This window comes from Zobellia barbeyronii, from assembly GCF_018603515.1.
In the GTDB taxonomy this organism is placed as follows: domain Bacteria; phylum Bacteroidota; class Bacteroidia; order Flavobacteriales; family Flavobacteriaceae; genus Zobellia; species Zobellia barbeyronii.
Map to the genome: position 1 here is coordinate 101,625 of NZ_JACATN010000004.1, position 11,603 is coordinate 113,227.

The 11,603-nt window shown below is 35.5% G+C and carries 12 protein-coding genes; 4 read left to right on the forward strand and 8 right to left on the reverse strand.

Annotation, left to right across the window (positions count from 1 at the left end):
- Nucleotides 1-101: 101 nt before the first annotated feature.
- A complete protein-coding gene (locus HW347_RS12860; protein WP_214612239.1) occupies nt 102-2,171 on the reverse strand; it encodes a T9SS type B sorting domain-containing protein in 2,070 nt (689 codons plus the stop codon).
- A 115-nt stretch (nt 2,172-2,286) separates the two neighbouring features.
- The gene (locus HW347_RS12865) at nt 2,287-2,733 is read right to left on the reverse strand and encodes an Lrp/AsnC family transcriptional regulator (protein WP_155594453.1); all 447 of its coding nucleotides are present in this window, start codon (nt 2,731-2,733) and stop codon (nt 2,287-2,289) included.
- 126 nt (nt 2,734-2,859) lie between these two features.
- On the opposite strand from HW347_RS12865, the gene HW347_RS12870 reads away from it, so the two are divergent.
- The 3 genes from HW347_RS12870 (at nt 2,860) to HW347_RS12880 (ending at nt 5,022) form a co-directional block, all read left to right on the forward strand.
- The gene (locus tag HW347_RS12870; protein WP_214612240.1) at nt 2,860-3,252 is read left to right on the forward strand and encodes a hypothetical protein; all 393 of its coding nucleotides are present in this window, start codon (nt 2,860-2,862) and stop codon (nt 3,250-3,252) included.
- 109 nt (nt 3,253-3,361) lie between these two features.
- Nucleotides 3,362-4,213: a formyltetrahydrofolate deformylase gene (gene purU, locus HW347_RS12875; protein WP_214612241.1), complete on the forward strand. Its 852-nt coding sequence runs from the start codon at nt 3,362-3,364 to the stop codon at nt 4,211-4,213.
- 104 nt (nt 4,214-4,317) lie between these two features.
- Nucleotides 4,318-5,022, forward strand: a complete 705-nt coding sequence (locus HW347_RS12880; protein ID WP_155594456.1) for a DUF4197 domain-containing protein — start codon at nt 4,318-4,320, stop codon at nt 5,020-5,022.
- Nucleotides 5,023-5,288: 266 nt separating this feature from the next.
- On the opposite strand, the gene HW347_RS12885 is transcribed toward HW347_RS12880, so the two are convergent.
- The 3 genes from HW347_RS12885 to prfA all read right to left on the reverse strand — a co-directional run bounded on the left by HW347_RS12885 (nt 5,289) and on the right by prfA (nt 8,600).
- A complete protein-coding gene (locus tag HW347_RS12885; protein WP_214612242.1) occupies nt 5,289-6,077 on the reverse strand; it encodes an alpha/beta fold hydrolase in 789 nt (262 codons plus the stop codon).
- 593 nt (nt 6,078-6,670) lie between these two features.
- Nucleotides 6,671-7,480 (reverse strand): orotidine-5'-phosphate decarboxylase, encoded by an 810-nt coding sequence (gene pyrF, locus HW347_RS12890; protein WP_214612243.1) that lies wholly within the window; start codon nt 7,478-7,480, stop codon nt 6,671-6,673.
- A gap of 43 nt (nt 7,481-7,523) precedes the next feature.
- The gene (prfA, locus tag HW347_RS12895; RefSeq protein WP_214612244.1) at nt 7,524-8,600 is read right to left on the reverse strand and encodes a peptide chain release factor 1; all 1,077 of its coding nucleotides are present in this window, start codon (nt 8,598-8,600) and stop codon (nt 7,524-7,526) included.
- 381 nt (nt 8,601-8,981) lie between these two features.
- On the opposite strand from prfA, the gene HW347_RS12900 reads away from it, so the two are divergent.
- On the forward strand, nt 8,982-9,629 hold the full coding sequence (locus HW347_RS12900; RefSeq protein ID WP_214612245.1) for an ATP-binding cassette domain-containing protein: 648 nt from the start codon (nt 8,982-8,984) through the stop codon (nt 9,627-9,629).
- A gap of 25 nt (nt 9,630-9,654) precedes the next feature.
- On the opposite strand, the gene HW347_RS12905 is transcribed toward HW347_RS12900, so the two are convergent.
- The 3 genes from HW347_RS12905 to HW347_RS12915 are packed head-to-tail and all read right to left on the reverse strand — an operon-like array spanning nt 9,655 to nt 11,565.
- On the reverse strand, nt 9,655-10,653 hold the full coding sequence (locus HW347_RS12905) for an FAD:protein FMN transferase (protein WP_317195320.1): 999 nt from the start codon (nt 10,651-10,653) through the stop codon (nt 9,655-9,657).
- Nucleotides 10,653-11,057, reverse strand: a complete 405-nt coding sequence (locus HW347_RS12910) for a thioredoxin family protein (RefSeq protein ID WP_225901927.1) — start codon at nt 11,055-11,057, stop codon at nt 10,653-10,655. The genes HW347_RS12905 and HW347_RS12910 overlap by 1 nt, the downstream gene beginning before the upstream one ends.
- 55 nt (nt 11,058-11,112) lie before the next feature.
- The gene (locus tag HW347_RS12915; protein WP_214612247.1) at nt 11,113-11,565 is read right to left on the reverse strand and encodes a QcrA and Rieske domain-containing protein; all 453 of its coding nucleotides are present in this window, start codon (nt 11,563-11,565) and stop codon (nt 11,113-11,115) included.
- Nucleotides 11,566-11,603: the final 38 nt, after the last annotated feature.

Sequence of the window (11,603 nt, forward strand, 5' to 3'; positions counted from 1 at the left end):
TCTCCTACAGAAAGTTTGTGTTTTTATACATTTTACATTGTAAAACTTAATAAATAACACTGAAAATAAAGTTTGATATTTCTAAACAAGGTTAAAGGCTATTACCTTTTTAAAGAAAAATGACTCTTGAATTCTTTTCGTTCTCCGTCTTTGGTGTATTCCACCCTAAACCAATAATCATTTGACGGAACTATTTTTCCGTTAAAAGTGCCGTCCCAACTATCGTTTCCGTTCAACTGAAATAACAACATTCCATATTGGTTATAGATACTTACATTAGGATTTTCCATACCTGCAAAACCAACTATAGACCATCTTTCATTATCTCCATCTCCATTAGGTGTAAAAAACCGTGGAAAATCTACTACTGTAAATTCTTTTGAGAGTGTACTACAGTTATGAATATCCGTTACAAAAGCGGTATGCTCTCCTGCTGTTAGATTTTCAAATCTATTTCCTGAAGAAAAATCTGAATCATCAACACTATAGAGATAACTGCCATCTCCCTCGGCCATAATATCTATGGTATTGTTATCCGTAAAAGGGTCGGAAACAAACACTACTTCAAAAACTTCTGCCTGTGGGGAAGTAACTACTTGGGTAGACAACGAAAATTGACAACCCAATTCTTTATTTAGAAGATTTACTACATAGGTACCTTCTTCATTTGCCGTATAAAAAGCATCTATTGCTCCCGTTATTAAGTTTTCCGGAGAAATACTGTCCTTATACCATGTAAAACCATATTCTGAAGTTAACAGTTCTGTATTCAAAACTGGTAGCGGGTCTATTGTATCTCCATTAGAATCCAAACAAAGGATATACTCTTCTTCTAATCCTGATTCAAAATCCACCCCTAATAACTCTACCTCAAAAGAAGAGGTTTCATAACAACTATTTCCAGATGATATTCTAGTAAAAAAAGTCTCGGATGCATTTGTTATCTCATACGCTTCGGGAGTTTCTATTGCATTTTGAAAAGCCTCGGCATCCTCTAACGACGAGTAATATGTAACCTGATAGATTTGTGAGTCCTGTGCACCAAGTATTAGTTTATCATTAACGGTAAGATCCACTATCTTACCATCACCACCATCTACATTACAAAAAATTAACGAATCTGGCTCGTCAATATTAACAGGAACAGGAATAAAATCTGCCTCTAAAGTTCCAGTAGCAACGCAAGATTCAGAAAAAACGAGTTCTACACGGTATTCGCCGCCTTCAGTAACATCTACAGTAGATAGTCCTGACCAAGCTGCAATTTCAACATCATCTTTAAACCATACATAATCATCAACACCTACAACAGTAGCATCCAAAGCTATGGTTTCATTAACACATGCAGGGTTTCCGCTAGCCACAGTTCTATCATCTCCTAAATCATACCCTAAAGAAAAACTTCCCGCTTCTAAAAAAACTGCCGAGTCTACTTGAGAATCACGATTATCCGCTATTACCAACTTAATAGTATATGAATCGCCTGGCACCACTAAAGATTCCGCTGTCATACTAACAGTCTGACCATGAAAAGATATTGCTGAATCATCTCCGTTAATCTTATCAAAATAGGAAAGATTTTTACTATTGCACTCCCCTGTCACTCCAGGCCTAATAGTCGTAACACTAACAGGCAATTTATTATTAGGAATTACAGCCAAGTTTGTGGAAACACCTTTTGAATCGGTTAATATAAATGCAAAAACATCCCCAAAAGTACATTGGTAATTTTCCTGATACTCTTCGGATGCAAATAAAAAATTGAAACTGATACTATTGGTTTGAGGAACAAAGTCAAATTGAATATAAGATGCGTTGAAAAGTAAATCTGACCCCGTAATAGACTTCAATTCGGCATCACCAAGCCATTCGTCACTTCCTGAATTGTGAATATCATCATTAGGTCCCTCAGCCAGTTTAGCCCTACCTGTACTTAGAACAATACCCTCTTCAAAAGGAAAGTCAGAACTATTAGCATCAAAATAACCAATACCGTTCACACCTTCTGCGCTACCGGTCTTTGAAGTATAATTGCCAGTTTCTGCGCAATTACTATTTATTAGAATATCCTTCACTAACTCTTCTACCGAATAAGTGGTGACATCAACGTTTATCTGAGCCCTGAGCCCAATAGACGACAGTAATAGTACTAAAAACCCTAATATTTTCATTTTCAATAGCGTGATTCCAGAAAGCCTGAAAGTTAAATATAAGAAACTCTTTACAGGTTTTTAGTACTTATTTAGAAATTTCGGGCAACGGGATTATTATACCGGTAGTTCCTCTCTAAAAGGGATTCTTTCCTATTGGCGCACTTGATACTACGTTGGACAGTATAATGTGGGTACGCGTCTCACCATACTGAATTAGTTTATCTATAAATCGTTCCAAATGAAACTGGTCTTTTAACACAACCTCCATAACAATATTCTCATTCCCAGTGATACGATAACAATTCACCACTTCTTTATAGGTCTTAACGGTTTCTAAAAAAGGTTTTAGTTTACCCATAAAAGCTCTTAAAGTTATAATAGCTTTAAGATGATGTCCTGTTTTAGCATGCGAAACTTTTGTATTATAACCTTCTATAATACCCAAGTCTTCCATCTTCTTTATACGTTCTGCAACAGCAGGTGCAGTAAGCCCTACCTGCCTACCAATATCCACATAGGTTTCGCGAGCATTTGCCTGAAGAAGTTTGAGTATTTTCCAGTTTAAATCGTCTATATTCATTTTCGAGCCTAAAATTCGTAAATAGCTTGTTATCCAAAGCTAATATATGAAATCACTTTCGATTCTAAAGGTAAAACTTGGAAACTGGCCGTAACTTTAATAATCCTAATTCTTAGTAATAGAAAAATGTCTTACGATAATCTTCGGGCCTTACCGGTCTACAAAAAAGCTTTAGAGCTCTGCCATATGAGTAGGGAGATTGCTTCGTACGTTTCTTTGAACAAAGACCTTATGAATCTCTATCAATCTAATAGCCATAGAGATACTATTGCAAATTCGTTATTAACGGACGCTATTCTTATTCCTAAAAAGATTGCTTCCGCAGAAATTAGTGGATGTCATTTAGAGCGGATGAAAAGTGCGAGCTTCATTAATATTATGATTCGTAATATTAATTCTTACTGTAACGGCTTAGAAAATGATGGGGTAAAAGAAAAAGAATACCTGAACCTTCTGAGAAAAGAAATAAAAATCTTTAGACGTTCTTTTAAGAAATGGCGAAATTCTTTCCCTGACTGAGGGCACCAGTAATTTAAATTAAACAGCCTCCTCTTCATTTTGTTTTAAATTTACGATATACTAAAATTGTTAGTTTAAAGTTCTAATTTTGGATTTTAAATTATCTATTTTGAAAACAACTATTCTTATTCATTGCCCCGATCAAGCGGGAATCATAAGTGTTACCACTAACTTTATACATCAACATAAAGGGAACATCATTTATCTTGACCAACATGTAGACAAAGAAACCAACGTATTTTTCATGCGTTTGGATAGTGATTTTGAAGATTCAAATTTTCCCACTGAGACATTCAAGCAAGAATTTCAGAGAGAACTTGCCGATAGATACAACATGCAATGGAGTATGCACGAGGCGGGCGTAAAACCCAAGATGGCACTTTTTGTATCTAAATACAACCATTGTTTATACGACCTTTTAAGTAGATTTAACTCTAGTGAGCTTGAAGTTGATATTCCTTTTATTATCAGTAACCACCCTGACCTTAAACCTATTGCAGACCAGTTTAACATTCCTTATTACCACATACCGGTAACAAAAGATACCAAAGCGGAAGCTGAAACGAAGCAATTGGAGCTTTTAAATGAATATGAAGTCGATTTTATTGTTTTAGCTCGCTACATGCAAATTGTAAGTCCAAAAATCATAAGCAACTTTCCCAATCGTATTATAAATATTCACCACTCATTTTTACCGGCATTTGCAGGCGCCAAACCTTATCACGCGGCTTTTAAACGTGGTGTAAAGATTATTGGAGCCACAAGTCACTATGTTACCGAAGAATTGGATGCAGGGCCTATTATAGAGCAAGATGTTACTACGGTAACGCATGCCAATAGTATAAAAGATTTTATTGCCAAAGGTCGTGATTTAGAGAAAATTGTGCTTTCAAGAGCAGTTAAGCTACATATTCTTAGAAAGACTATGGTCTACAACAATAAGACAGTAATTTTTTCGTAGTATATCCTAAGACATAGAAAGAAGTGTTCAAGGTCCTTAGTTACAGAGAATACCTGTACCTAATAAGCTGCTCTTTTTTCTCAATATTAAATTTTAAAAAAGTTATGAAAAAACTGGTTATATTATTTCTTGCATTGAGCTTAAATTCATGTCACGAACTTCAACAGGTCGTAAATCAATTACCTCAAGGAAGCGTTGCCCTAGGCAATGACCAAATTGCTGCGGGACTTAGAGAAGCGCTAGATAAAGGCATTCAAAGTCAAGTAAGCAAACTAACCAAAGAAGATGGTTTTCTAAAAAATGAAGCCGTAAAAATACTTCTCCCTGAAGAACTTCAGAAAGTAGATAAAACTCTTCGTGACATTGGACTTGGTAGTTTAGCCGATGAAGGCCTTAAGGTATTGAACAGAGCCGCTGAAGATGCTGTTGGTGAAGCTACTCCTATTTTTGTTGATGCAGTAAAGGGAATTACATTTAGTGATGCCAAGAATATTTTATTAGGAAGCGACAATGCTGCTACTCAATATTTGACTTCAGCTACACAAACGCAACTTTATGCTAAATTCAATCCGGTTATTAAGAATTCTTTTAGCAAAGTAGGTGCCGATAAAATTTGGAGCAACCTCATTACAAAATACAATAACATACCGCTTACGAAGAAGGTTAACCCAGACTTAACTGACTACGTTACGCAAGAAGCACTTAATGGTGTTTTCACGATGATTGCCGTAGAAGAAAAAGAAATTAGAAACGACGCAAGCTCTAGAACAACTGATCTTTTAAGACGTGTTTTTAGCTTACAGGATTAAAAATAAATATTTTGTATTAACCTTACAATAACTTGAAAATTAACCCGTTAAATTCATAAGTAGTCTTTAACGGCTACCAATCTCTAAGACCTTGTTGATCATTTTAAATTAGAGATTGTGATACTGAATTTTTTGAGTTAGTAATTTTTGAGTTAGTTAGTTTAAAACCGGTGGGAGCACCGGTTTTTTTATATTCTTTTTTTGAAATACTGATAAACTCTGATTTCGAAAGGAGAAGATTCCTCACGGTATTTACTTGAAGTTTATTATCCTCTATCTACGTCAGCCACAAAATCTATAACAAACCTATTGAATAGTTGGGGCTGTTCTACGTTAACTACATGACCACAATGCTCAATAGTCAACAAACTAGATTGTGATTGTTTCTGAACCATTTTCTTTACAGAAGGAAGAAAAAGATAATCTTCACCACCCATAACATATAGTGTAGGAATATTAATATCCCCAGCTCTAAAAAAGCGTAAGAGTCTATTTATTTGCGAGCCCATTTTATACCACCTTACAAATTCCTTTTGATACATTCGTTTTGCTTCACGAACAAAAAGTAATCTAGACTCTTTATGATTGCCATCTGGCATTATCGCAAAAGTAAAAAGCTTGTAAAGCCATATATAAGGAACAAGTGATTTGAAAAGACCGCCAAAGCCCATTAAAATCCTAAAGCGCATATCCAACCTAATAATAGCACCCCCCAATACCATGCTCTCCACACGGCCAGGATATTTTTCAGCTAAATTCCTGATAAGTACAGTACCTAAGGAAATACCTACAAAATGAGATTTTTGAATTTTAAGATAATCCAACACCTCTAAGATATCTTCTGTGATATAGTCAAAAGTATATTTATCATCAAAGGCATCTTTTAAGCCTGGTTGTGAATCACCATGACCCCTAAGATCTAGTAATAAAATATTAAAGTGTTTTTTAAACTCCCTTAATTGTTTAAACCAAATAGAAGAACTGCCTCCGGCTCCATGAACGAAGGTGACCCAAGAATCTGATTCTTGATTTAGATATGTAACGTAATTCAGCAAGTGTTCTATTATTTTCTCCCATTTGGGAACCTTGCAATGTATTAAATCTTTTGATCCATTATTGCATTGACCAAAAAATATAATCCACAAAGATGTTAGACAACGAAAAATTCAACAAAAATCAAAGAATACTAAGAATTCGACCCACAACTCCCTAAGCGCCCTGAAAGAGATTATTGATTTCTTATCATTTTAACGAAAAACGATTTGACAGAACTGCAAGAAAAAAAGAGTTATTAACAAGTCTTAAACGAGATTCGCAAGCTTTGTATTTAGTTACTGTTAATAAATCATCAATTCAACTTAATTTTTGCTATCTACAGCGAATATCGAGATCCAAAGTTGGATTCCGTCCGTATATTTGTAGTAAAGTATTTATAATTATGGAAAATCAGTATTGCAAAGTAGGAACAGTTACTCCGATCACATCAAACAGAAACGTGATTTCGCTTTTAGAGTATCAGTATCAGACCTTTTTGAACAAAGCCAGTGACATGAAGTACACTGATGCTAAATTGGTTGAATTTTTCGAGCAAAAAGCCGAGAAGATTCAAAGAGTTCTAGAAAATATGATGAAGTAGTTTCTTCGAAAATTATAAAAGTTCGGCCATTTGATGTTGTAGCTCCAAAGCTTTAAGCCTTGCTGCATCCGCAAAATCCGATTCTGCTGAGGCATATATTATTCCTCTTGAAGAATTTATAAGAAGACCTACATTTTCACTCATACCGTTTTCGCAAACCTCCTTTAGACTTCCTCCCTGTGCGCCAACACCTGGCACCAGTAAAAAGCTTTTAGGAATTATTTTCCGAATATCCTTCAAGTACTCTGCCTTGGTTGCACCTACTACGTACATTAGATTTTCAGAATTAGTATAGGTTTTTGAAGTCTCCAGTACCGTTTTGTACAATTCCTTACCGTCTATCAATTTCGTTTGAAAGTCAAAAGCACCAACATTAGATGTTAATGCCAATAATATGGTGTGCTTATCTTTAAAAGCCAAAAATGGTTCAACCGAATCTTTACCCATATATGGGGCTATAGTAACAGAATCAAACTCTAAATCCTCGAAAAATGCTTTTGCATAACGCGTGGAAGTATTACCAATATCACCTCGCTTAGCATCTGCTATTGTAAATATTTCCGGATAGTTAGCATTAATATATTTAATAGTCTTCTCTAAGGACTGCCATCCTTTAATACCATACGCTTCATAAAAAGCTATATTAGGCTTGTACGACACACAAATATCATGCGTAGCATCAATAATAGCTTTATTAAAAGCAAATATTGGATCTTCTTCACCAAGAAGGTGCGCCGGAATTTTTTCTAAATCGGTATCAAGACCAATACATAGAAATGATTTTTTCTTTCTAATCTGGGCAACAAGTTCTTCAGTAGTCATAGAGAAGCTACGGCTATAATTAAGTTTCTATAAAATAGGTTCGTTAAAAAATCTCGGAAGCTTCTTTTAGTTTTTCGGTATTCTCCACGAAACTAAGCTCATCGATAATCTTTTGAATATCACCATCAATAATATTTTGCAAATCGTAAAGAGTCAACCCAATACGGTGATCCGTTACACGACCTTGTGGATAATTGTACGTTCTAATCTTAGCTGAACGGTCACCACTGCTTACCTGAGAATTACGTTTTGCTGCATCTTCTTCTTGCTTTTTAGCAAGTTCTTGATCATACAGACGTGAGCGCAATACCCTAAAGGCTTTATCTTTATTTTTATGCTGTGACTTTTGATCTTGACATTGCGCAACTAATCCCGTAGGAATGTGTGTTAAACGTACTGCAGAATACGTGGTGTTCACAGACTGACCACCAGGGCCTGAAGAACAGAAAAAATCTATCCGCACATCTTTTGGATCTATCTGAACATCAAAATCTTCAGCCTCAGGAAGTACCATTACGGTTGCGGCACTGGTGTGCACTCTACCTTGGGTTTCTGTCTGAGGTACACGCTGCACACGATGTACACCTGCCTCAAACTTAAGGGTACCATAAACATCCTTACCACTTACTTCAAACTGAATTTCTTTATAACCACCACTGGTACCTTCGCTTAAATCTATAACGTTAGTTTTCCAGCCCCTGCCTTCGCAATACTTGGTATACATGCGAAATAAATCCCCAGCAAAAATACTAGCCTCATCTCCACCAGTTCCAGCCCTAATTTCAACTACCACATCTTTGGCATCTTCAGGATCTTTAGGTATGAGCATTAATTTAATTTCCTCTTCTATTTTAGGTATACCCCCTTTTGCTTCATCTAGCTGCATTTTGGCCATTTCTACCATCTCTGCATCACTACCGTCCGCTATAATTTCTTCCGCCTCTTCAATGTTGCTCATGAGCTCTAAGTACTGCTCACGTTTAGCTACAAGCTCTTTTAAATCGGAATATTCTTTGGTCAATCCTACATAACGTTTCTGGTCCGAAATAATATCCGGTTGAATAATAAGGTCAGAAACCTCATCAAAACGCTGCTTAACAATATTAAGTTTATCTATCATTATCTTACATCACTTGTGTTGCGAATTTACGACAAATTTGTACATTTATTGATATACCTTGGTTTTGATAAAAAGCATTTTCCGTCTACGATATCCCCTTTTCTTTCTTTTCTATCGATCTTTGTTAGCTTTTTCCTTTGCCATTACGCTAATTCAGTATTTCCTACTTAAATCTTCTGGCACAAATGGCCTTATTACAAAAGTTCTGATAGCAAAGTTCATTTCACTACTCTTATATTTTGCATTCACCTTTTCAGGACTCTCTTCTAAAAAACTGATTTTCTATAAAAATTTTGGTATTTCTACCACTCGTTTATTTTTGACCTCTTTTATTACGGACAGCTTTCTAACCCTAATAATCATTAAAATCTTAAATCTATTTTGAAACTTGAAATAGACAACATAGAACTAAGCTTTAACCATAAACGTATTCTATACGGTATTTACCTTAAGGCTGAAACAGGAAAAATAACCGGAATTCTTGGAAGAAACGGCTGTGGAAAAACTTCCTTACTGCGCATCTTGTTCGGAAGTCTTTCCTCCAAATATTCCAATGTGCGAATTGATGGAGTTTATCAAAAGAAGAAATTATATAAAACTGGAGAGGTCGCCTATTTACCGCAGCATCAATTACTGCCGACTGGACTAAAAATACATGCAGCGTTCGATTATTTCAATGTGGAATGGCATTTATTTATTACTATTTTTCCTTCCTTCGAAAAATATAAAAAAAACCGAATTAGCGAATTAAGCTCAGGCGAACTTCGTGTAATAGAGACATATTTGGTACTTAATTCAAATAAAAAAATAATTTTACTAGATGAACCTTTTTCGTTTATAGCTCCTATCTACGTGGAAAAAATAAAACAGATTATTCAAAGAAAAAAGGAACATTGCACGATAATTATTACAGACCATTTCTACCAAGAAATTATGGAAATAAGCGACACCATTTACTTATTAAAAGAAGGATATTGTAAACCGATAAGCTCCAAAAAAGATTTAAAGAATGAAGGGTATCTTTCTTAATGAAGCAATTATTCGAAAATTGAGGTTATTTAGGTTCTTCACTCAATAGAATACCACTACTCTTATACACCTTATTATCAGCATCAATCAAAATAACTTCGGTAACACCCAATTGATTTATCAGAGCCAACCCATCTTCTTTGCCCATTATATATACTGCTGTTGCTAAAGCGTCACAAAGTTCTGCGCTCTTTGCAAAAACAGAAACACTATTAATTCCTGTAGAAGGATAACCAGTTCTAGGATCTAAAATATGGGAGTATTTAACTCCATCAAAAGTGACGTATTTTTCAGAATTTCCAGAGGTTGCTACTGAAGATTCGACAACTGGTAACCAAGAAAAAATCTTTTCTTCACTTAATGGATTCGCTATACCAATTAACCATTTTTCTCCTGTTGCTTTTGTTCCCCAAGTAGTTAAATCTCCTGCAGCATTGATAATACCACCCAAAACCTGTTTAGAAACAAGAAACTCCTTAGCTTTATCTGCAGCATAGCCTTTACCAATTGCTCCAAAAGAAATCTTCATGCCCTTTTGACTCAAATACACTGTTCTCTCTATAGGGTTCAAAATAATTTTTTCGTAACCTACGTTTTTAATCGACTCACGAATATCTTCAGGACTAGGCATTTCCTTCATAGAACCATCAAATTTCCAGATATTATCCATGGAAGCGAAAGAAATATCGAATGCACCATCCGTAATTTCAGAAATCTGTTTGGCGCGTTCAATAAGCATATACAACTCCATACTTACTTTTACGGGCTTGATACCAGCATTTTTATTTATCAATGAAGTTTCGGAATCTGGGTTCCATGCAGAAATCATATTTTCTATACGAAGGATTTCCGCTGTAGCCTCTTCAATATTTATATACCCTAAATCTTCATTACCAGATACAACGGTAATATCAAACCGTGTACCCATAAGTTCCATAGCCTTATGTACAGTTACTAGTTTCTTTTCCTGGGCAAAGCCACTGGATAAGAAAAAAAAAGAAAGTATGTAAAATACTATTCTCACTAAAACATAGATTTTAAATGTGTTATATATTCATTAGGAGAGAGTTTGAGGTAACCCGTCTCCCCTAAGACCTCAGCCTCTTTATTCAACAGAACTACTAAAGGAAAATGACCCTGAGAGTTATATTTTTCGGCTAAGCCGTTATTTTGGGCGGTTAGCTCTTCACTAAGTTTATTTGCTTTTTTTCTTGGAAAATCAGCTCGATAAAGTATTAAATCGGCTTCAGCAAATTTCTTGAATTCTTCAGATTCCCAAATTGTCTTTTCTAGTTTTATACAAGGGGCACACCAATCCGACCCGGCAAAAACCAATAGTAAATTCTTATCGTTCTTCTTTGCCAAAGCCTGAGCTTCTGCATAATTTTCCTGCCAATCTTGGGCAGAAAGAGAGGTGACAACACTCATGCAAAATAAAAATATAATCTTCTTCATATCTAGACTAAAACAAATTCGGTGCCATTTATTCAAAAATGCGCAACATATTATCAGTTAATTCAGTTTTAAAAATCTTCAATGTTTTTGCTGTTGCCCCATCTACTTTATTGATTGGCGTGCCATTTTGCTCAAAACGAGATCCGTGCACATCGCAATAAAATATACCACCATCCAAATCCACAAAACGTACTTCCTCATAACCTTGATGGCTACAAACTTGGCTAGCAGCAACAAATTCTCCTTCCAAGTTTTTAGCTACCACCACTAAATTTTTCAATACAAATCCGCCATTATTAGCAAGTTTTGCATTTTCGGGATCACTTAAGTCTAGAGTAAAATCTATTCCGGTAGGCACGGGGGTATTTCCTTCCGCTCCCTCATCTTCTTTGCTATCATTAGAACAACCATGCAAACATGGAAAAGCGAGTGCAAAAGCCGCGCTGGCCCCTAAAGTTTTTAAGAACTGTTTTCTTTCCATAGTACTGAGGTTTACTATAGAAAACGAAGTATTGAATC